This window comes from Shumkonia mesophila (assembly GCF_026163695.1).
Classification (GTDB): domain Bacteria; phylum Pseudomonadota; class Alphaproteobacteria; order Rhodospirillales; family Shumkoniaceae; genus Shumkonia; species Shumkonia mesophila.
Genome location: NZ_JAOTID010000005.1, coordinates 259,769 through 285,405, shown reverse-complemented (window position 1 = coordinate 285,405; position 25,637 = coordinate 259,769). Strand labels below are relative to the sequence as shown.

At 65.8% G+C, this 25,637-nt stretch carries 26 protein-coding genes; 11 read left to right on the top strand and 15 right to left on the bottom strand.

Annotated features, from left to right (window positions below):
- Nucleotides 1–11: 11 nt before the first annotated feature.
- Together ODR01_RS11185 and ODR01_RS11180 are read left to right on the top strand one after the other, a co-directional pair.
- Nucleotides 12–1,649: an adenylate/guanylate cyclase domain-containing protein gene (locus ODR01_RS11185; protein ID WP_316977734.1), complete on the top strand. Its 1,638-nt coding sequence runs from the start codon at nucleotides 12–14 to the stop codon at nucleotides 1,647–1,649.
- 169 nt (nucleotides 1,650–1,818) lie between these two features.
- Nucleotides 1,819–2,277, top strand: a complete 459-nt coding sequence (locus ODR01_RS11180; RefSeq protein ID WP_316977733.1) for an Hsp20 family protein — start codon at nucleotides 1,819–1,821, stop codon at nucleotides 2,275–2,277.
- Nucleotides 2,278–2,692: 415 nt separating this feature from the next.
- Here ODR01_RS11180 and ODR01_RS11175 read toward each other — a convergent pair whose 3' ends face one another.
- Nucleotides 2,693–2,875 carry a DUF1192 family protein gene (locus ODR01_RS11175; RefSeq protein ID WP_316977732.1) on the bottom strand — a complete coding sequence of 61 codons (183 nt, stop codon included), beginning with the start codon at nucleotides 2,873–2,875 and terminating at the stop codon, nucleotides 2,693–2,695.
- 219 nt (nucleotides 2,876–3,094) lie between these two features.
- On the opposite strand from ODR01_RS11175, the gene ODR01_RS11170 reads away from it, so the two are divergent.
- A complete protein-coding gene (locus ODR01_RS11170; RefSeq protein ID WP_316977731.1) occupies nucleotides 3,095–3,697 on the top strand; it encodes a DUF1013 domain-containing protein in 603 nt (200 codons plus the stop codon).
- A 173-nt stretch (nucleotides 3,698–3,870) separates the two neighbouring features.
- On the opposite strand, the gene ODR01_RS11165 is transcribed toward ODR01_RS11170, so the two are convergent.
- Complete coding sequence (locus ODR01_RS11165; protein ID WP_316977730.1) at nucleotides 3,871–4,038, bottom strand: YdcH family protein; 168 nt, start codon at nucleotides 4,036–4,038, stop codon at nucleotides 3,871–3,873.
- A gap of 98 nt (nucleotides 4,039–4,136) precedes the next feature.
- Nucleotides 4,137–5,228: an ATP-dependent 6-phosphofructokinase gene (locus ODR01_RS11160; protein ID WP_316977729.1), complete on the bottom strand. Its 1,092-nt coding sequence runs from the start codon at nucleotides 5,226–5,228 to the stop codon at nucleotides 4,137–4,139.
- A 120-nt stretch (nucleotides 5,229–5,348) separates the two neighbouring features.
- Between ODR01_RS11160 and ODR01_RS11155 the strand changes: the two genes are divergently transcribed.
- Nucleotides 5,349–5,549 carry a YdcH family protein gene (locus ODR01_RS11155; RefSeq protein WP_316977728.1) on the top strand — a complete coding sequence of 67 codons (201 nt, stop codon included), beginning with the start codon at nucleotides 5,349–5,351 and terminating at the stop codon, nucleotides 5,547–5,549.
- A 43-nt stretch (nucleotides 5,550–5,592) separates the two neighbouring features.
- Here the strand turns inward: ODR01_RS11155 and ODR01_RS11150 are convergent, their stop codons facing one another.
- On the bottom strand, nucleotides 5,593–6,675 hold the full coding sequence (locus ODR01_RS11150; protein ID WP_316977727.1) for a lactonase family protein: 1,083 nt from the start codon (nucleotides 6,673–6,675) through the stop codon (nucleotides 5,593–5,595).
- A gap of 9 nt (nucleotides 6,676–6,684) precedes the next feature.
- A complete protein-coding gene (locus tag ODR01_RS11145; protein ID WP_316977726.1) occupies nucleotides 6,685–7,449 on the bottom strand; it encodes a GGDEF domain-containing protein in 765 nt (254 codons plus the stop codon).
- Nucleotides 7,450–7,667: 218 nt separating this feature from the next.
- On the opposite strand from ODR01_RS11145, the gene purE reads away from it, so the two are divergent.
- On the top strand, nucleotides 7,668–8,162 hold the full coding sequence (gene purE / locus ODR01_RS11140) for a 5-(carboxyamino)imidazole ribonucleotide mutase (protein ID WP_316977725.1): 495 nt from the start codon (nucleotides 7,668–7,670) through the stop codon (nucleotides 8,160–8,162).
- Between the two features lie 167 nt (nucleotides 8,163–8,329).
- On the opposite strand, the gene ODR01_RS11135 is transcribed toward purE, so the two are convergent.
- Together ODR01_RS11135 and def are read right to left on the bottom strand one after the other, a co-directional pair.
- A complete protein-coding gene (locus ODR01_RS11135) occupies nucleotides 8,330–8,977 on the bottom strand; it encodes a COQ9 family protein (protein WP_316977724.1) in 648 nt (215 codons plus the stop codon).
- A 24-nt stretch (nucleotides 8,978–9,001) separates the two neighbouring features.
- Nucleotides 9,002–9,571, bottom strand: a complete 570-nt coding sequence (def, locus tag ODR01_RS11130; protein WP_316977723.1) for a peptide deformylase — start codon at nucleotides 9,569–9,571, stop codon at nucleotides 9,002–9,004.
- Between the two features lie 165 nt (nucleotides 9,572–9,736).
- Here def and rpsU point away from each other — a divergent pair, with 165 nt between their 5' ends.
- Together rpsU and ODR01_RS11120 are read left to right on the top strand one after the other, a co-directional pair.
- Nucleotides 9,737–9,940, top strand: coding sequence for a 30S ribosomal protein S21 (gene rpsU, locus ODR01_RS11125; protein ID WP_316977722.1), 204 nt, complete (start codon nucleotides 9,737–9,739; stop codon nucleotides 9,938–9,940).
- Nucleotides 9,941–10,200: 260 nt separating this feature from the next.
- Nucleotides 10,201–12,123, top strand: a complete 1,923-nt coding sequence (locus tag ODR01_RS11120) for a PhoX family protein (RefSeq protein WP_316977721.1) — start codon at nucleotides 10,201–10,203, stop codon at nucleotides 12,121–12,123.
- 82 nt (nucleotides 12,124–12,205) lie between these two features.
- Here ODR01_RS11120 and ODR01_RS11115 read toward each other — a convergent pair whose 3' ends face one another.
- The 6 genes from ODR01_RS11115 to ODR01_RS11090 form a co-directional block, all read right to left on the bottom strand.
- On the bottom strand, nucleotides 12,206–13,597 hold the full coding sequence (locus tag ODR01_RS11115; protein ID WP_316977720.1) for an NAD(P)(+) transhydrogenase (Re/Si-specific) subunit beta: 1,392 nt from the start codon (nucleotides 13,595–13,597) through the stop codon (nucleotides 12,206–12,208).
- Between the two features lie 12 nt (nucleotides 13,598–13,609).
- Nucleotides 13,610–14,026 carry an NAD(P) transhydrogenase subunit alpha gene (locus ODR01_RS11110; protein ID WP_316977719.1) on the bottom strand — a complete coding sequence of 139 codons (417 nt, stop codon included), beginning with the start codon at nucleotides 14,024–14,026 and terminating at the stop codon, nucleotides 13,610–13,612.
- Nucleotides 14,027–14,028: 2 nt separating this feature from the next.
- On the bottom strand, nucleotides 14,029–15,180 hold the full coding sequence (locus ODR01_RS11105) for a Re/Si-specific NAD(P)(+) transhydrogenase subunit alpha (protein ID WP_316977718.1): 1,152 nt from the start codon (nucleotides 15,178–15,180) through the stop codon (nucleotides 14,029–14,031).
- A gap of 341 nt (nucleotides 15,181–15,521) precedes the next feature.
- Complete coding sequence (locus ODR01_RS11100) at nucleotides 15,522–15,845, bottom strand: heavy metal-binding domain-containing protein (protein WP_316977717.1); 324 nt, start codon at nucleotides 15,843–15,845, stop codon at nucleotides 15,522–15,524.
- A gap of 80 nt (nucleotides 15,846–15,925) precedes the next feature.
- Nucleotides 15,926–17,299, bottom strand: coding sequence for an ABC1 kinase family protein (locus ODR01_RS11095; protein WP_316977716.1), 1,374 nt, complete (start codon nucleotides 17,297–17,299; stop codon nucleotides 15,926–15,928).
- Complete coding sequence (locus ODR01_RS11090) at nucleotides 17,296–19,098, bottom strand: M3 family oligoendopeptidase (RefSeq protein ID WP_316977715.1); 1,803 nt, start codon at nucleotides 19,096–19,098, stop codon at nucleotides 17,296–17,298. Before ODR01_RS11090 ends, ODR01_RS11095 begins: the two co-directional genes overlap by 4 nt.
- Before the next feature lie 103 nt (nucleotides 19,099–19,201).
- On the opposite strand from ODR01_RS11090, the gene ODR01_RS11085 reads away from it, so the two are divergent.
- A complete protein-coding gene (locus ODR01_RS11085) occupies nucleotides 19,202–20,992 on the top strand; it encodes an AMP-dependent synthetase/ligase (protein WP_316977714.1) in 1,791 nt (596 codons plus the stop codon).
- Nucleotides 20,993–21,114: 122 nt separating this feature from the next.
- On the opposite strand, the gene panE is transcribed toward ODR01_RS11085, so the two are convergent.
- Nucleotides 21,115–22,047, bottom strand: coding sequence for a 2-dehydropantoate 2-reductase (gene panE, locus ODR01_RS11080; RefSeq protein ID WP_316977713.1), 933 nt, complete (start codon nucleotides 22,045–22,047; stop codon nucleotides 21,115–21,117).
- A gap of 4 nt (nucleotides 22,048–22,051) precedes the next feature.
- The gene (locus ODR01_RS11075; RefSeq protein WP_316977712.1) at nucleotides 22,052–23,032 is read right to left on the bottom strand and encodes an NAD-dependent epimerase/dehydratase family protein; all 981 of its coding nucleotides are present in this window, start codon (nucleotides 23,030–23,032) and stop codon (nucleotides 22,052–22,054) included.
- Nucleotides 23,033–23,574: 542 nt separating this feature from the next.
- On the opposite strand from ODR01_RS11075, the gene ODR01_RS11070 reads away from it, so the two are divergent.
- The 3 genes from ODR01_RS11070 (at nucleotide 23,575) to ODR01_RS11060 (ending at nucleotide 25,598) form a co-directional block, all read left to right on the top strand.
- Nucleotides 23,575–23,775: a hypothetical protein gene (locus ODR01_RS11070; RefSeq protein ID WP_316977711.1), complete on the top strand. Its 201-nt coding sequence runs from the start codon at nucleotides 23,575–23,577 to the stop codon at nucleotides 23,773–23,775.
- A 40-nt stretch (nucleotides 23,776–23,815) separates the two neighbouring features.
- Nucleotides 23,816–24,067: a DUF5395 domain-containing protein gene (locus ODR01_RS11065; protein ID WP_316977710.1), complete on the top strand. Its 252-nt coding sequence runs from the start codon at nucleotides 23,816–23,818 to the stop codon at nucleotides 24,065–24,067.
- A 61-nt stretch (nucleotides 24,068–24,128) separates the two neighbouring features.
- Complete coding sequence (locus ODR01_RS11060) at nucleotides 24,129–25,598, top strand: putative sulfate exporter family transporter (RefSeq protein WP_316977709.1); 1,470 nt, start codon at nucleotides 24,129–24,131, stop codon at nucleotides 25,596–25,598.
- Nucleotides 25,599–25,637 lie beyond the last annotated feature (39 nt).

Sequence of the window (25,637 nt, the reverse complement as noted above, 5' to 3'; positions counted from 1 at the left end):
CCGGAGGCGATATGGCCCAGTCACGGCGCAACATCACCTACGAGGTTCACGCCCGGCGCGGCACGCGCTGGGAGATTCATGCCCGCTTCGAGGCGGACGGCCGAAACCTCGCCCTCGCGCAGGCCAAGGCGGTGAACCGGCGCTCCGGTATTCGAGCGGTCAGGGTCGTCAAGGAGATCTATGACCCCGACGTCGGCATCGCCCAGGAGTTCATCGTCTACAAAAGCCGCATGCCGGGCAGGACCGTCGCCGGCAAGGATGGCGGCGCGCCCCGCCGCCCGCTGGTGCGCCGGAGTCTCGATCACATCCTGGCGGCGCCGCCCGCCATCGGCAACATCATCTCCAGCCTGTTCAGGACGGTCGTCATGTCGCCTTACTGGGCCATCCTGCCCCGCGCCCTGCTGGGAACCTTCGCCGCCTTCTTCTCGGCCGTGCTGGTGACCGGCATCGTGGCCTATGCCCTCGATGACACGTCGCCCGCCGCCTCGCCGCGAGGAGGCGGCGGATTGGGCGTCCTGCTCTTCGTCTTTGCCGGGATCTTCCTGGTCGGTGCCCTGGCAATGGCCTTCGTGCTGACCACCGGCACCGGCCGCCCGTTTTCCACCTTCGCCTGGCCCCGGGCGGTGCCGCTTCGCCGGGCGCCCGCCGCCGGCTCGATGGTTCGGCTTCGCCCCCCTCGCGCATCGGCGCCGCGCCCGACCCCGATGCGCCGCGCCGAGGGCCCCCCGTCCCTGCCCAAGCCGGCCGAGGAATTGCGCGGGCTGCTCGTCAACTACCTGCGCCAGGTCATCCAGCCGGCCCGCGGCGCCTATGACCTGGGCGATACCAATATCCGCTTCGGCATCAACCTGTTCGTCGCCGGGGCCTGCGAAGGCCTTTGCCAGAAGAAGGGCGTCGACGCGCCGACCACGGCGGCCGTCATGGCGGCCGGTCTTCGCGCCGTCGGCGTCGAGGCCGATCACGCCGCCTCGCTCGCCGCCAACTACGTCGGACACCTGATCTCCGATACCCGCTACATGACGATATTCGGCAATGGCCGCCAGGCGGTGCTCGCCCATCTGGCCGGCCGGGCCGATTCCGCCGACATGCTGTGGCGCGCCCTCGACGACTGGACGGTGCCGCAGGCGCGTAAGGACGCCCGTGGCCTCGTCACCGTCATGTTCACCCGCATGATCGGCTTCGAGGACATCGTCGGGGCGCACGGCGACGAAAAAGCCCGGCGGATCGTCCACGACCACAACCAGATGGTCGAGCACCGCCTGATCGAATTCCGCGGCAAGCGCATCAAGCACATCGATTCCGGCACCATGGCGGCTTTCATGAATGGTCCCGACGCCGTACGGGCGGCGATCGCCATCCGGTCCGATTTCTTCGAGTACACGCGCCAAATGCCTGAACACACGCTCTCCATCGGCATCGGCCTCAATTGCGGCCAGCCGATCGCCGAGGGCAACGACCTGTTCGGTTCATCCGTCCAGTTGGCGGCCCGTATCGCCGGCGTCGCCAAGCCGGGGCAGGTTCTGGTGTCCCTGGCGCTTCGCGAGCAGATCGCCGCCGAGGTTCCGAGATCCACCTTTGCTGCCTGCGGCCCCCTCGACATCAAGGGTTTCGATGACCCCGTCCCCCTCTATGAGGCGACCGGCCTCTAATCGATTTCCGCGCGCTTGACAGGGAACGGCCGTCGTCCCATTTCATGGCCGACGGCGGGCGCCTTTTCTGGGCCCGTCGCCACGTAAAGAGCGGACGTCCGGCCTTTTTCGGTCCCGCGGGGACGGGGCGGAGTCCAGAACGGCATATTGCTTCTCGGAGGATATGACTATGCGAACCATCGACTTTTCGCCGCTTTTCCGTTCCACCGTCGGCTTTGACCGCATGCAGCGTCTGATGGACGCCGCCATGAGGGCCGACGAGGGCAACCTCTCCTATCCCCCCTACAACATCGAATCCTGTGGCGAGGATGCCTACCGCATCACCATGGCGGTCGCCGGCTTCGATCAGGAGGATCTCGACGTCACCGTCAAGGAAAACACCCTGACCATCAGCGGCAAGGCCCGCGGGGACGACGAAGGCGCCATCTTCCTGCACCGCGGCATCGCCGGCCGGTCCTTCGTCCGCCATTTCCATCTGGCCGACCACATCCGCATCGCCGGGGCCGAACTCAAGAACGGGCTCCTGCACGTCGACCTGGCCCGCGAGATCCCCGAGGCCAAGCGTCCGCGCAAGATCGCCATCCAGAGCGCCGCGGCGCAGGATACCGCCGCCCGTCAAGCCGCCTAGGTTTTTCGGATGGACGAAGGGCGGGGGGAAAGACGCTTTCTCTCGCCCCCATTCGGCGCGCACGACGGGGCCGAAAGCGAAGGCATTAAAAATGGGGCCGCTGATTTCAGCGGCCCCGACTCCAGAAAGCCTGATCCCTGTTAAACTCGCCCAACAGACGTTTCTTGGGATGGGATATTAGCCACGCCGGTCCACCTCGGTCAAGGCCGGAAATCCAAAAAAAACGGCCGTTCCCAAGGGACGGCCGAGTTTAACAGGGAGGCTAGAAGAGAGTTGGGCAAAATCCACTAGGAAAGACAACTTCTGCTTGCCCAATTATGATGATGATCGCCCGTCGTTAACATAAAGTTAACGCCACGCAACCCGGACGACGGCGATGCCGGGCGTTCCCAAGGCCGCGCACGCGCCCGAGTCGCTATTTCTTGAACACCGAGTCGGCATCGTTCTGCGCGGCGCGTTTTGCGGCGATGGCCTCACGCGCCCGGGCGATTTCCGATTCGAGATCGGCGATGTAGTCGCCCAGCGCCTCAATCGACATGTCGTCCAGGTTTTTCGGCTTGGGCTTCTGATGCTGCGGCTCAAGATCCTCGATATCCATGTCCTACTCTCCGTCCGTTGCGGCCAGACGCCCGCCGGCAACGTCTGCGCCGTTGCGTCAACCATAGCCGACGCGCGGCAAATGACAAAGTTCGGCCAATTAAAACCGCTTAGGCGGTTTGACCCGGGGGTTGTCACGGAGTAATAAGGACCGGGAAGTTCGGCTGCCGCGATGGCGGCGGCCGGACGTAACGTGTTTGCAATGCGGGACACTCAAGGAATGGCGCAGCCTCTCATGCCGAAAGCCACCGCTGTCTGGCTGGTGGAAAATACTGCTTTGACGTTCGAGCAGATCGCCGATTTCTGCAATCTGCACCCGCTTGAGGTCCAGGCCATTGCCGATGGCGAAGTCGGATCGGGCATCCAGGGACTGGACCCGGTCATCAGCGGCGAGTTGACCCAGGAAGAGATCGACCGCTGCGTGGGCAACCCCGACACCAGGCTGGTCGCCGCCAAGTCGCGGGTGCCGGAGGCACGCGCCAAGCCGAAGGGCGCCCGCTACACGCCGGTTTCCAAGCGCCAGGACCGCCCTGACGCCATCGCTTGGCTGCTCAAGAATTATCCCGAACTCAGCGACGCGCAGATCTCGCGCCTGATCGGCACCACCAAGCCGACCATCAATTCGGTGCGCAGCAAGAACCATTGGAATGCCCCCAACATCAAGCCGCAGAATCCGGTGAGCTTGGGGTTGTGCTCGACCCACGACCTGGAGATGGCGGTGATCGTCGCCCGCCGCCGGGCCGAAAAGGACCGACCGGGAGCCGGAGCCGGGGCCGTCGTCGAGAGCGACCCGGCCGAACCCGCCGAGCCCGCCGAGGAATAACCCGTCGCCGCCCATCGGACGGCCCGTCGGACCGGAACATCGGGCAAGCCCCACCTGCACGCGCCGGCGGATGGCCGCTATCGCCTGTTCGTTTCCCGTCGAATTTTATTTACAATCAACCTTTGCGCCATCGTCGTCGACGAAGGCGCCAACGGCGCCGGGTTTCCCGCCCCTTACTGGTGGCTGAGAACGGCGATCTCGTCTTTGATCTTCAGTTTTTGCTTCTTCAAGCTGGCGATGTGCGTGTCGTCTGGACTGGGGCGATGGATCTCTTCCTCGATTTCGGTTTCCAACGCCTGATGCTTGGCCTTAAGGGCATCGATCCTCTCATCCAGGCTCATCGGCAGGGTTCTCCTCAGTTGTCGATCGGAACATGACAATCATAAGACAACTTCCGCCGAATTGCCAGAGACACCCCGGCGGTCTAGCGGCCTTCTGATCAGTCGCCGAACGAGATTCCCAGCCCCCTCGCGGTGCGCACCAGGGTGCCGTTGACATCGACGGCGCGCATGCGGGTGATCACCTCCTCGATGGGCACGTCGACGACTTCGCGGTGCTGCCAGACGACCATGCGATCGCGTTTGCCCGCCGCCAGCAGGTCCACCGCGTGCACGCCGAAGGCCGAGGCCAATACGCGATCCATGGCCACCGGGCTGCCGCCGCGCGCCACGTGGCCCAGGATGGTCACCCGCGTCTCCGCCCCGGTAAGCTCCTCGATCTGCTCGCCGACCACATGACCGATGCCGCCGTATCGGCGTGCACCCTTCGAATGGGTGTCGTAGACCGCCTCGCCGCTCGAGGTTCGGACCGCCTCGGCGCACACCACCAGGGCATGGGAGCGCCCCCTTTCCTGAAGGGTGACGATATGGTCGGCCACCTTCTGGATGTTGTAGGGAATCTCGGGGATCAAGATGACGTTGGCGCCGCCGGCGATTCCCGTGTTGAGCGCGATATGGCCGGCGTCGCGGCCCATTACTTCCAGGATCATCACCCGATGATGGCTGGCCGCCGTCGGTTGCAGGCAGTCCAGCGCATCCGTCGCCCGGGTAACCGCCGTGTTGAAGCCGATCGCCGCTTCCGTGAAGGCGACGTCGTTGTCGATGGTCTTGGGGATGCCGATGAAGGGAATCCCGCCCTGCTGCGTCAGGCGGCTCAGGATGGCCATGCTGCCATCGCCGCCGATGCCGATAAGGGCGGCGATGTCCAGTTCCCGCCACGCCTCGATGACCTCGTTGGAGCGATCCTTCACGGTACCGTCGGGCATCGGATAGGCGAAGGGATTACCCTTGTTCACGGTGCCCAGGATGGTGCCGCCCATGCGTAGGATGTTGCCGGTGAAGACCCGCATGCCGAGTTCCTCGACCAGGGGCGGCCGCTGCAACAGGCCCGCTGTCCCCTCGCGGATGCCCATCACTTCCCACCCGAACCCGTTCACGGCGCGGCAGACCACGGCGCGGATCGCCGCGTTCAGCCCCGCACAATCGCCGCCGCTGGTCAGCAGGCCGATACGCTTCTTCTTGGACTCCGCCATCGATTTTCCTTCCTCACGTCGACCGGCCGGACCCGTACGTCCCGGCCCTTTTGCCTCAGCAATACCCTTCCTTGCAGATATTTGCTATCATCATGTGGGACGCAACAAGCCACGATAGCGATGGAAGAAAAACAACTTCTGAAACGAAGGCTGGCGGAGTTGAAGAACGAACATCGCCAACTCGACGACCAGATCGCCCAGATGACCGAAACGGCGCCGTTCGACCAGCTGAAGGTTCAGCGGTTGAAGAAACGCAAGCTTGCGATCAAGGACCAGATCGCCAAGCTGGACAGCGAGTTGCGGCCGGACATTATCGCCTGAGCGTCCGGCGGCCGGCGCGAACGCCCGCCGTTCGCGAATCTTGTCAGTCAAAGCTGACGATCTCCACCCAGTTGGCCCCCTTCCCGCCCGGATAGCGGCCGAGCTGCCCAAGGGCCCCGCTTTCCCGATCGATGGAATGGACCGAGACGGTGTCCGACTCTTCGCCGCTCGCCACCAGGAAGCGGCCGCTGGCGTCGATGGCGAAGCCGCGGGGCTGCCTTTCCGTCGGCGCGCTGCCCAGATAGGCGAGCAGCCCGGTCTCCTGGTTCACGCCGAACCCGGCCAGCGTGTCGCCGGTGCGCTCCGAGATATAGAGGAACCGGCCGTCCGGCGTCATATGGATGTCGGCCGCCCAGATGTCCTTGCCGGTGTCGGGCGGCGGCACCGTGCCGCCGGCAACGACCGGCCCGCGGGCCGCACCGGGACGCAGGCCGCTGTCGGCCGGCAGACCGGTGGCCTCGCCGATCCGCGTCAGCAGGCCGCTCGCGGCGTCCAGCGAAAAGACGATCACCTTGGCCGTGAATTCGCCGAGCACGTAGAGAAAGCGGTTGTCGCTCGAGGTGACGAAATGGCGGGGGCCCGTTCCCTCGTCGACCAGCGCGGCGGCGGGCGTGTTCGACGCCAACCGGCCGCTCGCCTCGTCGAAGGTGAACTGCATGACCTGATCGCTGCCCAGGTTGGGAACGAAAACGAACCTGTTGGTCCGGTCCACCCCGATGGAATGGGCGTTGCGGCCCGTCGGAACGACCTGCACGGGTTTGGGCGAAACGCGACCGTCGGCGGCCACCGCGTTGACGCTGGCCAGATGGGCGCCGTAACTGGCGGCGAGCAGGAACCGCCCGGCGCGGTCGAGTGAAATGTAGGGCATGCTCTCCGCCAGCGGCGCGGAGTCCACCGGCTTCAGCGCCCCGGTCTCGCGGTCGATGGCATAGGCGAACACCGTGTAGGGCTTGGCGCGGGTGGCGGCATAGAGAAAGCGCCTGTCCGGGCTGACCGCCATCGGCATGACCACCGGCGCGGCCTTGACCCGCGGCCCCGCGCGCAAGTCGCCGCTCGCCTCCAGGCGATAGGTGGAGATGTCGCCGTCGGCCGCGTTCGACACGTAGACGAATGTTCCCGCCGCCACGGGGCCTCCTCAGCCGCGACGACCGGGCGGCGGCGCGGATCGCCGGCGCAGGTCGCTGTCCGCCGCTTCCATGGTTTTTTCGGCGTCGTCCTCGGCGGTGAACGCCGCGACGCCCCAGGCGATCTCAAGCGGCAGGTCGGGGTCGCTCCGCTCCCGGAGGGCGGCGCGCAGCAACCCGGCCAGGCTTGTCATCTTTTCCGCGGCGACGGCGGCGTCGGTCAGGGTCAGGACGACGGCGAATTCGGTTCCGCCGAGGCTGGCGACGATGTCGCTGGCCCGCAGGGTGGCGCTCAGCCTTTCAGCCGTCTGCCGGAGGATGCCGTCGATCGCGGCCCGGCCGTGCCGGAGCCGGGTGGCCTCGAGATTGCGGATATGCAGGATCGCCAGACTGCTGACGGTGCGGCTCTGGGCGGCGCGGGCGATCAGGCGCGCCAGTTCGCGCATCAGGGTCCGTTGATTGACGAGCGGCAGGTGCGGGTCCTTGTCCGCCAGATCCTGGTAGAAGGCGATCCGCTCGCGCTCGCGTTCGAGGTCGGAACGGGCCCGGTCGTACTCGCTGACGATGATGCCCAGCGCCTCTTGGACGCGCGGCGTCATTTCCGATGGCGGAATGCCCATCACCTGCGCCACGTCGTGAATCTGCCGGGGCGAGCGGCGCGTCGGGGGGGGCTCCCGCGGATGGGAACCGGCCTGCTCGTCGGGCTCCCGCCGCCGATTATGGCCATCGGCCGCGACGACCGATTCCACGCCGCTGGATCTGGTGACGTCGACCATCTCTCCACGTCCTCTCCCTTTCAGGCTACCACCGCCGCCCGCTCCGCACAAACCCTGGGTTGCGGGGAGTCGCCCGATGATCTGGCGTCATTCCTGATTTGCCGGCGCCGCAGGCCGATACCGACGCGCCGCGCCTTGCCAACCTCCGCCCGGTCCCTATAATTCCGTCCACCCCATCAAGGGCAACTCCTGTGGGCAACCATCGAAGCGGAGAGGTCATGAATACCAAAGGCGCCGTCGTCGGCCTTCTCATGGGCAGCCAGTCGGACTGGAACACCATGCGCAACGCCTTCGAGACCCTGAACAAGCTTGGCATTCCGTGCGAGGCGAACGTCATTTCCGCCCATCGCCATCCCGACCGCCTGGCCGATTATGTCAAGGGCGCGAAGGAGCGCGGCCTCAAGGTGCTGATCGCCGGGGCCGGCATGGCCGCCGCCCTGCCCGGCGCCGTGGCCGCGATGACCCCGCTGCCGGTGTTGGGCGTGCCGATCGAGACCCGCTGCATGGGCGGCATCGACAGCCTGCTGTCCATGGTCCAGATGCCGCGCGGCGTGCCGGTGGCGACGCTGGCCATCGGCAATTCCGGCGCCGTCAACGCCGCCCTCATGGCGGCCTCCATCCTCGCCCTCGGCGACGCCAAGATCGCCGCCGCGCTCGACCATTTCCGGGCCGAGCAGTCGGCGACCGTGCCGGAACTGCAGATCGAGGGATAGGCCGCGCGCCGCGCCTAGCGCATTTTCCGCTCAGGCGGGATCATTCTTCATCGTCACCCCCGCGAATGCGGGGGTCCAGGGCGAGTGACGGAGCGGTTGCCCTGGATTCCCGCGTTCGCGGGAATGACGACCAACAAAAGAGTGATTCCATGCGGCCGCAAAATGCTCTAGCGGCCCGACAGCGGCGGGCACCGCCTGGACAGCGAAACCAGGCGGCCGCCGGCATCGGAAAGAGCCTTGGTCAGGCGGCCCTGGAACTTCCCGAAAGTCATGATGCCGGCGATCCGCCGGTCGAGGAAAGCCCAGGTATCGGCGTTTTCCGGCGAGCCGTCGGTCAGCCAATAAAGCACCGTCGTCGCATAGACGCCGGCCAGCAGGGCCCGTTTGCTATAGAAATTGAAGTCGGTGGAGGTGTCGCCAGCGGCATACCACATGGCGTTGACCGTGCGGTAGGCGCAGCGGGACGCCGTGCCGGCGTTCTGCGGCAGCGCCATGAAGGACAGCGCCCGGCGCACCGCCTCGCGATGGTCGGCCACCACCTCCAGCCGGCAACGCACGGCGGCGGCGATGCGTTCGCGGACCCGCAGGCCGGCCGCATCCCGCTTCGCCAGTTCCTCGGCCATCCGCCTGTCGCCGAAATCGCAGAAGTATTCGACCGCCTCGAGCGTGCCGGTGGGAAAAGCCCTGAGGCCGTCCTCGGTGGCCAGCCCGGCGTCCAGCGCGCCGGCCCGCAGGCTGCGCTCGCTCCAGCCGTCGAACGACACGTGCGGCAGCATCCCCAGGAGGACGCGCTCGCGCAGGTCAGCGGTTTCCACGGCAGCCCCTTCCGGTTCGGCCGGTCACTCGGCGGCCTCCTCGGTCTCGGCGTCTTCCGCCTCGGCGTCGGCCGCGGCGCGGGTCAACTCCTCGACGAAGGCCAACTGCGAAAGATCGGTCATCCGCATCGGGTAGAGGATGCCTTCCAGGTGATCGTACTCGTGCTGCACGACTCGCGCGTGGAATCCCGCCGCCTCGCGCTCCACCGTCTCGCCGTCCGGGGTTACGCCGCGGTAGCGGATGCGATGCCAGCGCGGAACCGCGCCGGTCATGCCGGGAATGGACAGGCAGCCCTCCCAGCCGGTGTCCACGGCCTCCCCGAGCGGTTCGATCTCGGGATTGATCAAAACCGTCAACGGCACCGCCGCCTCGTCGGCGCCGTTTCCCGCCCGCTGCTCGGACACGAAGAACACCAAGACGCGCAACGGCACATGGACCTGCGGCGCCGCCAGGCCGGTGCCGCGGGCGTCGGCCATGGTCTCGATCATGTCGGAAACCAGCCGGCGGATTTCCGGGGCCCCGGGGTCGGCCACGGGTGCCGCCTTGCCGAGCAGCACCGGATGGCCCATACGTGCAATCTTGAGAATCGCCATGCCAGTAAATATGTACAGCCGGACGCCGAGGTCAAACGGTAACGCCTCGGAAAGCCGAAGCTTTCTTAACCGTTCGGCCCTTCACATCGGCAATCCGGTGTGATATAGCCGAGCGCCTTAGGCGTGTCCGGTATGGTGCCGGCTGGAAAGGAGCAGTGAGTCAACGTGCAAGTCATCGTTCGCGACAATAACGTCGATCAGGCCCTGAAGGCGCTCAAGAAGAAGATGCAGCGCGAGGGGATCTTCCGTGAAATGAAGCTCCGTCGGTCCTACGAGAAGCCGTCGGAACGCAAGGCCCGCGAAAAGGCCGAGGCCGTGCGCCGCGCCCGTAAGCTGGAGCGCAAGCGGCTGGAGCGCGAAGGCTTCTAGGTCCCGGCGACGGGACTCTCCGAACTCCGCTTTTCTTTCCGTTTGAATTTCGGCCGCCGCCGTTAAGGCGGCGGACGTTTTTTTGCGTCCGCGGCTGGCCGGCATTTCGCCGCCCGTCGACCCTTCCCCGCGTTCGGCCCACGGATGCCCCCTGGGTCCGCCGTCATAAGTTCATAAATTCGTCACTTCCCTGACACGGCGCGGAATCAAGAATAATTCTAAAAAATGGCTCTGAACACATCCACACAGGGATCAGAGCAATGGACACATCAAACCCCTCCGGCACCTCGGTCGAGGCCGGCGAACTTCTGTCTTTCGACGCATTCGACGAACGCAACTATCCCCGCCCTGCCGAAACCCAGTTTTCCGGGCTGGCCGAAAAGGCCATCTCGCGGCGCAGCGTGCTGGCCGCCGGCGTAAGTTTCGGCGCCGCGGCCTTCGTCGCCGGGGCGACCGCCGGGCTGGCGCCGTTCAAGGCCTTTGCCGCCAGCCGCATGGCTTTCGAGCCGGTAGCCGCCAACGGCCTCGACACCATCACCGTCCCCAAGGGCTACAGCTGGCATCCGGTCGCCACGTGGGGAGATCCGCTGTGGTCCAGGGGCGCGGCGTTCGATCATGCCAGCCGGGGCTCCGGCGCCAGCCAGGAGTTGGCCTTCGGCGACAACAACGACGGCATGGCCCTGTTCGCCGACGGCGACCGGCACGTCCTCGCCGTCAACAACGAGTACACCAACCTCGAGATCATCTACGCCAACCGCGACGCCAAAAAGCCCGAGACCGCCGACGACATCCGCAAGGGCAAGGCCGCCCACGGCGTCACGGTGATGGAGATCAAGCAGGACGGCGGCCGGTGGGCCATCGTCAAGGACAGCCCCTACAACCGCCGCATCACCGCCGACACGCCCATGGAAATCACCGGCCCGGCCTGCGGCCACGATCTGATGAAGACCGCCGCCGATCCGGCGGGCACCCGCTCCATGGGCACCTGGAACAACTGCGCCAACGGGCGCACGCCGTGGGGCACCTATCTGACCTGCGAGGAGAACTTCAACGGCTACTTCTCATCCTCGGACCCCAACTACAAGCCGACGGCCGAAATGACCCGCTACGGAATCGGGGTCAAGGACGTGGGCTACGGTTGGGCCGGCGCGGACGAGCGGTTCGACATCTCCAAACATCCCAACGAAGCCAACCGCGCCGGCTACGTGGTCGAAATCGATCCCCTCGACCCCGCCTCGACCCCCAAGAAGCGGACGGCGCTCGGCCGCTTCAAGCACGAGAACGCCGAGGTGGTGCTGGCCGGCAACGGCCAGGTGGTCGTCTATATGGGCGATGACGAGCGGGGCGAATTCATCTACCGGTTCGTCAGCGACGGCCGCTACGTTGCGAACGGCGACAACGCGAACCTTCTCGACGCCGGCCGGCTGTTTGTCGCCAAGTTCGCGGATAACGGGCGCGGCGAATGGGTGGAACTGAACCCCGCCTCGACCGGCATGGCCTCGCAGGCCGAGATCGCCGTCCACACCCGGATCGCCGCCTCCAAGGTGGGGGCGACGACCATGGACCGGCCCGAATGGGTCGCCGTCCATCCGCTGAAGCCCGAGGTCTACTGCGCCCTCACCAACAACTCCAACCGGGGCAGGAAGCCCAATGCCGGCGGCGATCCGACCCCCGTCGGCGGCCCCAACCCGCGCGAGGCCAACAAGTACGGCCAGATCGTCCGCTGGCGGCCCGACGGCGGCGACCACATGGCCGCCGGCTTCGCCTGGGACCTGTTCGTCCTGGCCGGCAACCCGGCGGTCCACGCCGACGCCTACGCCGGGTCCAAGAACGTCACCCGGGATAACATGTTCAACTCGCCCGACGGCATCGCCTTCGACAGCAACGGCCTGCTGTGGATCCAGACCGATGGCAACTATTCCGACGCCAAGGACTTCGCCGGCCAGGGCAACAACCAGATGCTGGCCGCCGACCCGGAAACCGGCGAGATCCGCCGCTTCCTGGTGGGCCCCAAGGAATGCGAGGTGACCGGCATCACCTGGAGCCCCGACCGCAAGACGCTGTTCGTCGGAATCCAGCATCCGGGCGAAGAGGGCAACAGCCATTTTCCCGCCGGCGGCGATACGGCGCCCCGCTCGGCGGTGGTCGCCATCACCCGCAATGACGGCGGCTTGATCGGCTGACGGTTCGGCTCTGTCGTCCAAAAGGCAAGGGCGGGGCCCATGGGCCCCGCCCTTTTCACGTGCTGCCAAGCCCGGACTGGGTTCAGCCCAGGGCCTGGACGATCTCCTCGGTCATCTTCTTGGCGTCGCCGAAGAGCATCATGGTCTTGTCGCTGTAGAACAGGCTGTTGTCGAGGCCGGCGTAGCCCGAGGCCAGCGAGCGCTTGATGAACAGCGTCGTACCGGCCTTTTCGACGTCGAGGATCGGCATGCCGTAGATCGGACAGCCGGGGTCGGTCTTGGCCGCCGGGTTGGTGACGTCGTTGGCGCCGATGACGAAGGCGACATCGGCGGTCGAGAACTCGTGGTTGATCGTCTCGAGTTCGAACACCTCGTCATAGGGGACGTTGGCCTCGGCCAGCAGCACGTTCATGTGGCCGGGCATGCGTCCGGCCACCGGGTGGATGGCGTAGCGCACCTCGACGCCTTCCTCCTTGAGCTTGTCGGCCATTTCGCGCAGCGCGTGCTGGGCCTGGGCGACCGCCATGCCATAGCCGGGAACGATGATCACCTTGTTGGCGTTCCGCATGATGAAGGCGGCGTCATCCGCGCTGCCCGCCTTCACGGAGCGCTGCTGGCCGTCCTTGGTGGCCGGGCCGGCCACTTCGCCGCCGAAACCGCCGAGCAGGACGTTGAAGATCGAACGGTTCATCCCCTTGCACATGACATAGCTGAGGATGGCGCCCGACGAGCCGACCAGGGCGCCGGTGATGATCAGCGCCGTGTTGGCCAGCGTGAAGCCGATGCCGGCCGCCGCCCAACCCGAATAGGAGTTGAGCATCGAGACGACCACCGGCATGTCGGCGCCGCCGATCGGGACGATGAGCAAAAAGCCGATCAGGAAGGCCAGAATGACCAGCAGCCAGAACGCCGTCTGGGAGTTGGAGACGACCAGCCAGACGATGAGGGCGACGATAAGGATGGCGATCAGCGCGTTGAGCTGGTGTTGCCCCTTGAAAATGATCGGGGCGCCGGTCATCACGCCCTGCAGCTTGGCGAAGGCGATGAGAGAGCCGGAGAAGGTGATGGCGCCGACGGCGGCACCCAGCGACATCTCGACCAGGCTGCCGCCGTGGATGGCCCCGAAGGTGCCGATGCCGTAGGCCTCGGGCTGATAGAAGGCGCCCACCGCCACCACCACGGCGGCCAGGCCGACCAGGCTGTGGAACGCCGCCACCAGTTGCGGCAGCGCCGTCATCTGGATGCGCAGCGCCACCACGGTGCCGATGGACCCGCCGATGAGCACGGCCAGCAGGATGGTCCCGTAGCTCACCACCTCGGGGTTGATCAGGGTGGTCGCCACCGCGATGACCATGCCGACGATGCCGTAAAGGTTGCCCTTGCGCGCCGTTTCCGGCGAGCTCAGGCCCCTGAGCGCCATGATGAACAGGATGGCGGCGATCAGGTATGCGAAACCGACGATAGATTCGCTCATGTTGCCGCCCCCCTACTTCTTCACTTTTTTCTTGAACATCGACAGCATGCGCTGGGTGACGATGAAGCCACCGAAGATGTTGACCGAAGCCAGCATCACGGCGATGAAGCCCATCACCTTCGACACGCTGATTCCGGCCGGCCCGGCGGCGATCAGGCCGCCGACGATGATCACCGAGGAGATGGCGTTGGTCACGCTCATCAGCGGCGAGTGCAGGGCCGGGGTCACGCTCCACACCACGTAGAAGCCGACGAACACCGCCAGCACGAACACCGTGAAGAGGAACAGGAACTCACTGCCGCCCTGGGCGGCCTGGGCGTGGGCGACGACCTGCGTCGCGTCGTTGGCCAGCTTGGCGGCCTTGTCGGCCAGGTCGGAGGCCTGGTTGGCAAGCTGGGAAGCGCTGTCCGCGAACTTTGCCGGGTCCATGGTCATTTCTCCTTCGCAGTCAGCAACGGATTCACCACCTGCCCGTCGCGGGTCACCAGGGTGCCCTTCACGGTCTCGTCGTCCCAGTCGAAGTCGATCGACCGGGTGTCCTTCTTGATGTGGGGTGTGATGAAGTTGAGGATGTTCTTGGCGAACAGCGTGCTGGCGTCGGTGGGAAGGCGCCCCGGCACGTTGGTGTGGCCGACGATCTTGACCCCGTACTTGACCACCACCTTGCCCGGCTGCGACAGCGGGCAGTTGCCGCCGGCCTCGACCGCCAGGTCGACGATCACCGAGCCCGGCAGCATGGTCTTCACCATGTCCTCGGTGACCAGCACGGGGGCCGGCCGGCCGGGGATCAGCGCGGTGGTGATGACGATGTTCTGCTTCTTGATGTGTTCGGCCACCACCTGCTTCTGCTTTTCCATATACTCGGGCGGCATCGCCTTGGCGTAGCCGCCGGCGGTTTCGGCGTCCTTTTCCATCTCGGCGTCGACGGTCAGGAACTTGCCGCCCAGGCTCTGCACCTGCTCGCGGGTGGCGGGACGCACGTCGGTGGCGGTCACCACCGCGCCCATGCGCTTGGCGGTAGCGATGGCCTGCAGGCCGGCGACGCCGGCGCCCATGATGAACACCTTGGCCGGCGCGATGGTTCCGGCCGCCGTCATCATCATCGGAAACGCGCTGCTGTATTCGGCCGCCGCGTCAAGCACCGCCTTGTAGCCGGCCAGGTTGGTCTGGCTGGACAGGATGTCCATCGACTGGGCGCGCGAGATGCGCGGCATCAGTTCCATGGCGAAGGCGGTGATGCCGGACTTGGCGTAGGCCGCGACATCGTCAGGATGATAAAGCGCGCCGATATGGGCAATGAGGACCGCTCCCCGCTTCATCAGGGCCAACTCGTTCTCGTCGCCCTCGATGATCGGGCGCTGGATCTTCAGCACCATGTCGGCGTCGGCCAGGGCGCTCTCGGCGTCCTTGGCCAGCGTGGCCCCCGCGTCCTTATACGCGGCATCGGTGAACATGGCGGCGGCCCCCGCCCCTTTTTCGACGACGACATCAAGTCCCTGGCCGACCAATTTCTTCACCAAGTCCGGAGAACCGGCAACCCGGGTCTCGCCGGGCCGTCGCTCCTTGGGTATGGCAATTTTCATGTTGGAAAATTCCCTATATTACCTCGGGCTATTGAATGCGGGCTGCTATATGGCGTGATTGCAATTTTTTCGCAATACAAACACCGCGCGTTGGCCCCCGAATATCGAACTTTTCGCCGGCTTGAGGCCGACGAAACACCTCGCAGTTCCCCCATTTTCCCACGGGGCTCCCGCAATGCGAAAAACCCCTTTCCCCGTCTGACCGAAGAGAGTGGCGTTCCCAGATCTTGCCCCGCCCGTCGTTTGTGCGAGCGGTTGTGATTAGCAGTTTAACGCCTCGGGCGGATGTCGGAAACCACGTTTCGACGATGGCGGCGCAATTGCCCGCGGCGCGGCGTTCCTCAGCCCAACTTGACGGCGGTGCCGTTGGCGATGGCCATCAGCAGGGTCTTGTTGTCGCCGCCGATGACCTCGTAGTCAAGGTCGATGCCGACCACGGCGTCCGCCCCCAGCGCCTCGGCCTCCTCGATCATCTGCTCGATGGCCGCGTCCTTGGCCTTGCGGGTCTCCTTTTCATAGGAGCCCGAGCGGCCGCCGACGAAATCGCGCACACCGGCGAAAAAGTCGCGAAAGACGTTGGTGCCCATGATGGCCTCGCCGGTGACCAAACCGAGATAGGCAGTGATGCGCCGCCCGTCGACGCCGTCGGTCGTCGTTACGATCATATCGATGCCCCCCGTTTCCCAAGCGATGACGGCCATGATGGCAAGGATCGACCGGTGGGTCCAGTTTGAAAGCGGCCGGATCAGGTGCCGCCCGGCACTTGGGCGCGCACCAGCGCGGCCTCCTGCCTGGCCTTGACGGCGGCGTCGTCGAACCCCTCCGTCAGTTCGTGGAACAGATTGTGCCAGTTGAGCTCCGCCTTCAGGCGCAGGAAGACGGACCCGAGGCCGATGGCGGCGCGGTCCATCAGCACGAACTCGCGCGGCGGCTTGACCCCGCCCGCCTCGCTGAGTTCCCGATGCACCTTGGCGGCGACGGCGGCGCCATAGGTCGGCGAGCCGTGCTCCTGGATGCGGCGCGGCCGGTCGTCCATCAACGGCTCGTAAAGGAAGGCCGCCCACTGGTTGAGGATGCGCATCACCTTGCGGTCGAGGTTGACGAAACCCCAGGTCTCGTAGGCGTGCGCCGCCAGTTCCTCGTCGCCGTCGCGCAGCGCCCGGTAAAGGTCGATGACGCCGCCGACGAAGCTTGGCGGAAAGACCCGGATGCAGCCGAAATCCAGCAGGTTGACTCCGTGGTCGGCGCCGACCGTGTAGTTGCCGAGATGCGGATCGCCGTGCAGCACGCCGAAGCGATAGAACGGCACGTACCACGCCCGGAACATCGCCTCGGCCACTTGATTGCGCTCGGCCAGCGGCGCTTCCGTCACCTCGATCATGCGCCGGCCGTCCAGCCAGTCCATGGTCAAAAGCCGGCCGGTCGACAGCTCGGGCACGGCGGCCGGCACGTGGACCGTCGCTTCGGCCCCCAGCATGTCGGCGAACAGCGCCATGTTGGCGGCTTCCCGCCGGTAATCCAGCTCCTCGCGCAGCCGCACCGACAGCTCGGCGTGGATCTCGGTGGGGTCGATCACCTTGTCGTAGCGCCGAAACAGCGCCAGGCCCAGCTTCAACTGCTGAAGGTCGGCTTCCACCGCCGAGGCCATGTCGGGATACTGCAGCTTGCAGGCCAGCCGCCGGCCGTCGTGGCCCCGCGCCCTGTGCACCTGGCCCAGCGAGGCGGCGGCGGCCGCCTCGTGCTCGAAGTCGGCAAAGCGGCCCCGCCAGTCGGGGCCCAGCTCGCTCGCCATCCGCCGCTTGACGAAGGCCCAGCCCATGGATGGCGCGTTGGTCTGCAACTGTTGCAGTTCGGCGGTGTATTCGGGGGGCAGCAGGTCGGGCACGGTGGCCAGGATCTGGGCCGCCTTCATCACCGGCCCCTTGAGGCCGCCCAGCACCGCCCGCAGGTCGCCGGCATAATCGCCCGGTACCGCCGAACGGCCGAACAGCCGCCCGCCGGCGACCCTGGCCGCCAGGCCACCGACCGAGGCGCCGACCTGGGCGTAACGGCGGACCCGGCCGCCCAGCGACCCGTCCTCGTCGTCTCGCGGCCCGCTCCCCGGCGCGCGATCGCTCACCCCATCGCCTCCAGCTCGTCGATGAAGCCCGAGATCATCGAAAGTCCACGCTTCCAGAACGCGGGGTCGCCGGCATCGAGCCCGAAGGGCGCCAGCAGTTCCTTGTGGCGCATGGTGCCGCCGGCGCTCAGCATCGCCAGGTACTTCTTCTGGAATTCGGGGTGTCCCTGGCGGAACACGTCGTAAAGCGAATTCACCAGGCAATCGCCGAAGGCATAGGCGTAGACGTAGAACGGCGAATGGATGAAGTGCGGGATGTAGGCCCAGAACGCCCCGTAATCGTCGTCGAAGCGAATGGCCGGGCCCAGGCTGTCGCGCTGGATGTCGAACCAGATCTCGCACAGACGCTCGGCCGCCAGCTCGCCGTTGCGCCGCTCGCCATGCACGCGGGTCTCGAACTCGTGGAAGGCGACCTGGCGGACCACCGTGTTCAGCATGTCCTCGACCTTGCCGGCCAGCAGGATGCGCCGCCGGGCCGGGTCCTTCTCGCCGGCCAGCAGGGCCCGGAAGGTCAGCATCTCGCCGAACACCGAGGCGGTTTCGGCGAGCGGCAGCGAGGTGTCGGCCATCAACGCCCCCTGGCGGCCGGCCAGCACCTGGTGAACGCCGTGCCCCAGTTCGTGGGCCAGCGTCATCACGTCGCGCGCCTTGCCGTGGTAGTTGAGCAGGATGAAGGGATGGGCCGACGGCACCGTGGAGTGGGAGAACGCCCCCGAATCCTTGCCCGGCCGGGGCGGCACGTCGATCCAGCGCTCGTCGAAGAAGCGCCGGGCGATGGCCGCCATGTCGGGTGTGAAGGCGCCATAGGCGCCGAGCACCGTATTCTTCGCCTCGTCCCACGAATAGCGGCGGTCGGCGTCCTCGGGCAGCGGCGCGTTGCGGTCCCAGTAGTCGAGCGTATCGACGCCGAACCACTTGGCCTTCAGGCGGTAATAGCGGTGGGCGAGCAGCGGAAACGCCTCGCGCACCGAGCCGACCAGGGCCTCGACCACCTCGTCCTCGACCAGGTTGCCCAGGTTGCGCGCCGACACCGGCCTCTCGAAGTGGCGCCACTCGTCCTCGATCTGCTTGTCCTTGGCCAGCGTGTTGGTGATCAGCGAGAACAGCTTGAGGTTTTCCCCCAGCTCATGGCCCAAAGCCTTGGCCGCCGTCTTGCGGGTGGCCCCGTTGGTGTCGGACAGCAGGTTGAGGGTCTCCGACAGGCTGAGCTTGCGGCCGTCGACGTCGAAGCGAAGGCCGGCCAGCGTCTCGTCGAACAGCCGCACCCAGGCGGCCTTCCCGGCCACCGACTTCTCGTGCAGCAGCTTCTCCACCTCGTCGGACAACTGGTGCGGGCGCATGACCCTGACGTCGCGCACCCAGGGGGCATAGCGTTTGGCCTCGGAATCCCCTAGCTGCCGGGCCAGCGTGGCGTCGTCGATGCGGTTCAGCTCCAGCTCGAAGAACAGCGTGTCGGTGGAAATCGTCGTGATGCGCTCGCGGATGGTCTGGAAGAAACGGCCGCGCCTGGCGTCGCTGACATCGCCGGAAAACAGCAGGTGGGCATAGCTCATCGCCTTGTAGATGCGCTCGACGATGGCCTCGTACTCGGCGATGGCGCCGCCCAGGGCCACCCCGTCGAGGCCTGCCAGCCGGCCCTTGTAGGCCTGCTGAAAGGCTTTGGCCCGCTTGCCGGCCCAGGCCAGGTCCGCTTCCAGGGCGGGATCGTCGGGGGCCGCGTAAAGAGCGGAAAGATCCCATTCGGGAAGGCCTTCGGACGGTTCGGCGGGGACGGCGGCTGACTGGGCGTTGGCGGGCATGGAATCCTCCTTGAACGGGTCGCATATAATGTGGGCTTGGGAAGGCGACAACCGCAATGGTATGTTGCCGCCAAACGACAACGGCTTGACGTCAAGGGAAGTGATGAGCGCAGCCAGTCCGGTATGGCCGAACCTTGTTGCCATGTTTTTCGCCCAGGCCGATGCCCTGGGGGACAAACCGTTCCTGTGGATGAAACGCGACGGCGCCTATCGTCCCCTCAACTGGCGGGAAACGGCCGACCAGGTGGTGCGCCTGGCGCGCGGGCTCGCCGGCCTTGGCGTCGGTGCCGGCGACCGCGTCGTGCTGGTTGCGGAAAACCGCCCGGAATGGCTGATCGCCGAGGTCGCCATCATGGCGACCGGGGCCATCGCGGTGCCCGCCTACACCACCAATACCGAGGCCGACCACCTGCACATCGTGACCAACAGCGGGGCCAAGGGCGCCATCGTGTCGAGCCAGCGCCTGGCCGGCAAGCTGATTCCCGCCGCCCACCGCTCGCCCGAAATGCAGTTCGTCATCGCCATCGAGCCGCCCGAGATCACCCAGCGTCTGACCGTCGACATTCACGCCTGGGACGCCGCGCTGGGCGGCGGCGAGGCCGGCGCCGATATCGCCGCCGCGGCGGCGGCCATGACGCGCACCGACACCGCCGCCATCATCTACACCTCGGGAACCGGCGGCGCCCCGAAGGGGGTGATGCTCCACCACGGGGCCATCCTCCACAACTGCGAGGGCGCCCGGGAAGCCATCGAGGAGCTTGGCCTCGGCAACGAGACGTTCCTGTCCTTCCTGCCGCTTTCCCATTCCTACGAGCACGCCTGCGGGCAGTTTCTGCCGATCTATCTGGGGGCCGAGATCTATTACGCCGAGAGCGCTGAGATGCTGGTCAAGAACATGGGCGAGGCGCGCCCCACCCTGATGATTTCGGTGCCCCGGCTCTATGACGTCATCTCCAGCCGCATCCAGGTCGACGTGCGCAAGGCCGGCGGGTTCAAGGAAAAGCTGTTCAACAAGGCCATCGCCATCGGCCGCAAGCGCTATCTCAACGGCGGCAGCCTGACCTGGGGCGAGCGCTTCCAGGACGTCTTCCTGGACAAGCTGGTGCGCGACAAGGCCAGGGCCCGCTTCGGCGGCCGTCTCAAGGCCATGGTCTCGGGCGGCGCGCCCCTGAACCCCGAAATCGGCATTTTCTTCAAGGCGCTGGGCCTGCCCATCATCCAGGGCTACGGCCAAACCGAATCCGCCCCGGTGGTTTCGATCAACCGGCCCAGCCGGCCCAAGATGCACACCGTCGGACCGCCGCTCGCCAACACCGAGGTGCGCATCGCCGAGGACGGCGAGATCCTGGTGCGCGGCGAACTGGTCATGCAGGGCTACTGGCGCGACCCCGACCTGACGGCGCGCACGATCAAGGACGGCTGGCTCCACACCGGCGACGTCGGCGTTATCGACGAGGACGGACACCTGCAGATCACCGACCGCAAGAAGGACATCATCGTCAATTCGGGCGGCGACAACATCGCACCCCAGCGGGTCGAGGGCATGCTGACCCTGGAGCCGGAAATCGCCCAGGCCATGGTCGTTGGCGACCGCCGGCCGCACCTTGTCGGCGTGCTGGTTCCCGACGCCGAGTGGAGCCGAACCTGGGCGGCCGGGAACGGCCGCGAGTACGATCCGGCGGCGCTGGCCGGCGACAAGGCCTTCCAGGGTGCGATGATGGCCGTGGTCGACCGCGTGAACCGCAACCTGTCGACCATCGAGAAGGTGCGGCGCATCATCGTCGCGCCGGCCCCCTTCTCCATCGACAACGAACAGATCACGCCGACCCTGAAACTGCGCCGCCACGTGATCGTCAAGGCCTACGGCGACGCGCTCGACGCGCTTTACGGCTGATAATTTCGGTGACAGTGTAATTTCGGTGACAGTGCACTTAATTCGCAGAAACGACGGCGACAACTTGGAATGGGCGGTGCTATCGAATTAAGTGCACTGTCACCGAAATTTTGTCACCGAAATTACGGGCGCGCTTCCCGCGCGCGGCGGGCCTGGTAGGCCTGGAGGTGGCAATAGGCGAGGCGCAGGTTCGGCGTGGCGACGCCCAGCGCGCGGGCGCGGGCCAGCATGTCGCCGACGATGTGGTCGCCCTCGGTCGGCCCGCCCTTCTCGATGTCGCGCAGCATCGAGGCCGAGAAGATCGAGCCGCGCTCGGTCTGCAGCGCCCGGGTCTGGGCCAGCACCTTCTCGCGCGGCGCATAGCCCGCCGCCGTGGCGACGCGGACGCATTCGTCGAGGGTTTCCAGCGTCGCGGCCTCGCCGTCCTTGGCTTCCATGATGTCGCCGACCGCGCCCCGCATCAGGCAGGTCATGGCCGCCATCGAGGCCAGCATGACGAACTTTTCCCACATGTTCAGCATGATGCCGTCGCTGACCACCACCTTGACCGGGCTATCCTTCAACAGCTCGGCGACGCCGGCGCACGGCACGGATGGCCCGCCCGAGCGCGGCCCGAGGGTCAGCACCTGCAGCGGATTGAGGTGGCGGATGTCGCCCTCGGCCGTCATCGTCGAGCCGATGTGGCAGATGCCGCCCAACACGCGGCCCTCGCCGAAGCGGGCGTCCAGCGCCTCCATGTGGGCCAGGCCGTTGAGCAGCGGCAGCACGGCGCTTTCCGCCCCCACGGCGGGCGCGATCGCGTCCATGGCATCGTCGAGGTCGTAGGCCTTGCAGGTAAGGATCACCAGGTCGAACGGCCCGGGAATGGAATCGCGCCCGACCGTCGGCACCGGCCGCTCGATGTCGCCCGACTTGCTCCGCACCACCAGGCCGCGCTCGGCCAGCTGCCTGGCGCGGCCGGGCCGGACCAGGAACGTGACGTCGGCGCCAGCTTCGGCCAGGCGGCCGCCAAAATACCCGCCGACCGCGCCGGCCCCCAGAACCAGGATACGCATCGTTTTACCTTTTCACTCCGTAATGGTCGCAATACCAGTCGATGAACCGGGGCACACCCTCGCCGATCGGGGTTTTCGGCACGAACCCGAAGTCGCGCGTCGTCGCCGCGATGTCGGCATAGGTTTCCTTGACGTCGCCCGGCTGCATCGGCTGGAAGTCGATCTTCGCCTTGCGGCCCAGCGCCTTCTCGATCTCGGCGATGTAGTCCATCAGCCGCTCCGAGCGGTTGTTGCCGATGTTGTAGACGCGGGCCTTGGGGCCGCCCTCGGCCGGCGGGTGGTCGAGGCAGCCGATCACCCCGGCGACGATGTCGTCGATGTAGGTGAAATCGCGCCGCATGTCGCCGTTGTTGAAGACGGGGATGGCCTCGCCGGCCAGGATCTTGCGGGCAAACAGGAAGGCCGCCATGTCGGGGCGCCCCCACGGCCCGTACACCGTGAAGAAGCGCAGGCCGGTCAGCGGCAGCCCGTAGAGGTGGCTGTAGGCATGGCTGATCATCTCCATCGACTTCTTGGTCGCCGCGTAGATGGAGATCGGCGTGTCCACCCGGTCGTCGATCGAGAACGGCAGCTTGGTATTCGTGCCGTAGACCGACGACGACGAGGCGTAGACGAAATGCTTCAATCCCTCCAGCTTCCGCGCCGCCTCCAGCAGCACCAGGTGACCCTCGATGTTGCTGTGCGTATAGGCGTAGGGATTGATCAGCGAATAGCGGACCCCCGCCTGCGCCGCCAGATGGACGATGCCGCGGATGTCGGAGTGGGACGCGAAGACGCCAAAAACCGCCTCGCGATCGGCGATATCGATTTCGTGGCAGGAAAATCCGTCGTGCCCGCCCAGCCGGGCCAGGCGGGCCCGCTTCAGCGAAACGTCGTAGTAATCGTTGACGTTGTCGATCCCGACGACGGTCTCGCCCCGCGCGAGAAGGGCAAGCGACGTATGAAACCCGATGAAGCCTGCGGCCCCCGTAACCAGGACGGTCATGCGTGTCGCTCCGATCCTTGCCAAACCCGCCCCCATATACCCGCCGGCCGCCAAGAAATCATCCAAAAGGTTGCGGGTTCCGAAGTCGCGCCAGCCGCCAACCACAGCCGTTCGTACGGCCCGATGGGGAAACGAATATAAGTATTTCGTAATATACAAATGAAACGCATTTAATATTAACATATTTCTTGAGTAAGGGCGCACTCTAGGGTATTTATTTCGTGGGAAACGAGTATCTCCCTCTTATAAAAACCGTGGTGCTGGGACACCCTGGGGAGAGCGATGTTTGAACGATGGCCGCAGCGTGGCGTTCTCGACTTATGGGCGCCGTCGGCCCACGCCAATTATTATCTTTCGGGTATTTCCGCCCTATTTCGTCATGGGCGGACGAAGGTATTGTTTATCCGCAGGATGCGGGGCCGCGCCACGATGGGGACGCGGCCTTCTTCGTTTTCGGGCCGGCGACGGTTTCACCGCTCGCATCTCGACGCGCCGCGCCCATCTTTCGACGTCACCCATTACCAACCTGGAGGAAACCTGACATGAGCGAGACGATGACCGTAAGGCCAGGGGCGGTGCCGCCCGCGGCAGGTACCGCAAGCGAAAGCCACGTGGCGATCGACGCCCCAGAGCCTTGGGAAAAATGGGAAACCCAGTTGGTGGTGTGGAGCGTCGGCATCGGCATCGCCGGGCTGATCGTCCTGGGCACCCTGATCAACATCTTCATCCTCGACAAGTATTAATGGCCTGAATTCAGGCCCGAACCGAGGGGACGGCATAACCATGAAGTCGGACATCGACATGGTCATCGTTCACGACGGCGAGCAATGGATCGCCCGCAACGACGATCTGCAAGCGGCCGGACGGACGTTACCTGAACTCGATGCCGACTTGGCCCGCACCCTGCGCCGCGCTGGCGGCTACCAGGGGCGGACTCTCACCGTCTTCATGGGATTCGATTTCGCGACGCTCCCGGCGTGGATTCGCCAGTACGCTCCGCACTACTTCAACCGCCTTGTGCGGGTAGAGGTCTGACGCGACGGCACACTGCCTATCAACCGGCGGGAAAGTCCGGACATCTAGGGGGACAACGACAATGAATGAAGTTAACAGAAAGTGGTACAGCGGCATGGCCCACACCGAGGACTGGTGGGCCGTGTGGTTGGGATTGCTCATGTTTGGCGTCGGCCTGCTGTCGATCTGGGGCTACGACCTCGTCGGCTGGCAGCTTAAAACCGCAACCTGGATCGAACCCGGCAAGTGGGGCGTTCCGTCGAGCAAGGCCTATGCGGGCCTTGGCTGGTTCGGTTCCTTCGTGACCACCTACGTCGTGTGGACAGTTGCGACGTCCGTCGGCGCCTATTTCATGCGCCTCGACGTCAAGAAGTACATCATAGGCTGGACGGTCGTTTACGTCCTCGGCTGGACGTGCTGGATCATCGGGAACTACGCCTACATCGCGGCCCCGGTCAACCAGTTCAAGAAGTTCGGAATCACCTGGGGCCTGTCGCTCGGCGGCGATACCGGCTTCATCATCGCCCTTCTGGTCGGCCTGGTGATCGGCAACTTCTTCAAGCCCTTTGCCGCCTTCATCAAGGAAGCCTGCAAGCCCGAGTGGTTCATCAAGACCGCCATCGTCTACCTCGGCATCAAGCTCGGCACCATGTCGATCGACAGCGTTGCCGCCAAGGGGTTCGCCATCGAATTGGGCCTCGCCGGCGCGGCCGCCACCTTCGTCGCCTACCTGCTGTTCTGGCCGTTGATTTACACGCTGGGCCGCAGGGTCTTCCGCCTGCCGCGTGAATGGGCTGCCGTCTTCTGCTCGGGCATCTCGATCTGCGGCGTGTCGGCCTCCATCGCCACCGCCGGCGCCATCCGGGCGAAGCCGATCATTCCCGCCCTGGTATCCACCCTGGTCGTCGTCTACGCGATGATCGAATTGGTCGTTCTGCCCGGCTTCTACACGGCCGTCGCTCCCGACCAGCCGATCGTCAATGGCGCGGCCATGGGCATGACCGTGAAGACCGACGGCGCCGATGCCGCGGCCGGCGCCATCCTCGATCAATTGATGGTTGCCCAGGCTGCCGGCAAGGGCGTCATGTGGCAGAAGGACTGGATCCTGACCGCCGCCCTGATGACCAAGGTCTGGATCGACATCTTCATCGGCGTGTGGGCCTTCCTGCTGGCCCTGCTGTGGGTCTACAAGGTGGAACGGCAGCCCGGCCAGACGCACGTGCCGGTCTCGGAAGTATGGTTCCGCTTCCCGAAGTTCGTGCTCGGCTATCTTTTCTGCTGGTTCTCGGTCATCGCCATCGCCTCGATCTGGCCGGAAGTGGTCAAGGACCTCAAGGTCGGCGCCAGCTCCGTCCAAAGCCCGATGCGCTCGATGTTCTTCGCCATGACCTTCGTGTCGCTGGGCGTGCTGAGCGACTTCAGCAAGCTGAAGGGCCTGGGCCGCATGGCTCTGCTCTATGGCGTCTCGCTGATCTTCATCATCGCCCCCATCGCCTATTTGGTGGCGTGGATCTTCCACAATGGCATGATGCCGCCGCTCGTCGGTTCGTGACGGCGGTCTGAGGCGAAAGCCTGAAAGCACCCCGCCCGA

Excerpts from the sequence above, each read along its gene's own strand:
- ODR01_RS11185 (WP_316977734.1), top strand. The coding sequence starts at position 12 with ATGGCCCAGTCACGGCGCAACATCACCTACGAGGTTCACGCCCGGCGC.
- ODR01_RS11180 (WP_316977733.1), top strand. The coding sequence starts at position 1,819 with ATGCGAACCATCGACTTTTCGCCGCTTTTCCGTTCCACCGTCGGCTTT.
- ODR01_RS11175 (WP_316977732.1), bottom strand. The coding sequence starts at position 2,875 with ATGGATATCGAGGATCTTGAGCCGCAGCATCAGAAGCCCAAGCCGAAA.
- ODR01_RS11170 (WP_316977731.1), top strand. The coding sequence starts at position 3,095 with ATGGCGCAGCCTCTCATGCCGAAAGCCACCGCTGTCTGGCTGGTGGAA.
- ODR01_RS11165 (WP_316977730.1), bottom strand. The coding sequence starts at position 4,038 with ATGAGCCTGGATGAGAGGATCGATGCCCTTAAGGCCAAGCATCAGGCG.
- ODR01_RS11160 (WP_316977729.1), bottom strand. The coding sequence starts at position 5,228 with ATGGCGGAGTCCAAGAAGAAGCGTATCGGCCTGCTGACCAGCGGCGGC.
- ODR01_RS11155 (WP_316977728.1), top strand. The coding sequence starts at position 5,349 with ATGGAAGAAAAACAACTTCTGAAACGAAGGCTGGCGGAGTTGAAGAAC.
- ODR01_RS11145 (WP_316977726.1), bottom strand. The coding sequence starts at position 7,449 with ATGGTCGACGTCACCAGATCCAGCGGCGTGGAATCGGTCGTCGCGGCC.
- purE (WP_316977725.1), top strand. The coding sequence starts at position 7,668 with ATGAATACCAAAGGCGCCGTCGTCGGCCTTCTCATGGGCAGCCAGTCG.
- def (WP_316977723.1), bottom strand. The coding sequence starts at position 9,571 with ATGGCGATTCTCAAGATTGCACGTATGGGCCATCCGGTGCTGCTCGGC.
- ODR01_RS11120 (WP_316977721.1), top strand. The coding sequence starts at position 10,201 with ATGGACACATCAAACCCCTCCGGCACCTCGGTCGAGGCCGGCGAACTT.
- ODR01_RS11115 (WP_316977720.1), bottom strand. The coding sequence starts at position 13,597 with ATGAGCGAATCTATCGTCGGTTTCGCATACCTGATCGCCGCCATCCTG.
- ODR01_RS11110 (WP_316977719.1), bottom strand. The coding sequence starts at position 14,026 with ATGGACCCGGCAAAGTTCGCGGACAGCGCTTCCCAGCTTGCCAACCAG.
- ODR01_RS11105 (WP_316977718.1), bottom strand. The coding sequence starts at position 15,180 with ATGAAAATTGCCATACCCAAGGAGCGACGGCCCGGCGAGACCCGGGTT.
- ODR01_RS11100 (WP_316977717.1), bottom strand. The coding sequence starts at position 15,845 with ATGATCGTAACGACGACCGACGGCGTCGACGGGCGGCGCATCACTGCC.
- ODR01_RS11090 (WP_316977715.1), bottom strand. The coding sequence starts at position 19,098 with ATGCCCGCCAACGCCCAGTCAGCCGCCGTCCCCGCCGAACCGTCCGAA.
- ODR01_RS11085 (WP_316977714.1), top strand. The coding sequence starts at position 19,202 with ATGAGCGCAGCCAGTCCGGTATGGCCGAACCTTGTTGCCATGTTTTTC.
- panE (WP_316977713.1), bottom strand. The coding sequence starts at position 22,047 with ATGCGTATCCTGGTTCTGGGGGCCGGCGCGGTCGGCGGGTATTTTGGC.
- ODR01_RS11075 (WP_316977712.1), bottom strand. The coding sequence starts at position 23,032 with ATGACCGTCCTGGTTACGGGGGCCGCAGGCTTCATCGGGTTTCATACG.
- ODR01_RS11070 (WP_316977711.1), top strand. The coding sequence starts at position 23,575 with ATGAGCGAGACGATGACCGTAAGGCCAGGGGCGGTGCCGCCCGCGGCA.
- ODR01_RS11065 (WP_316977710.1), top strand. The coding sequence starts at position 23,816 with ATGAAGTCGGACATCGACATGGTCATCGTTCACGACGGCGAGCAATGG.
- ODR01_RS11060 (WP_316977709.1), top strand. The coding sequence starts at position 24,129 with ATGAATGAAGTTAACAGAAAGTGGTACAGCGGCATGGCCCACACCGAG.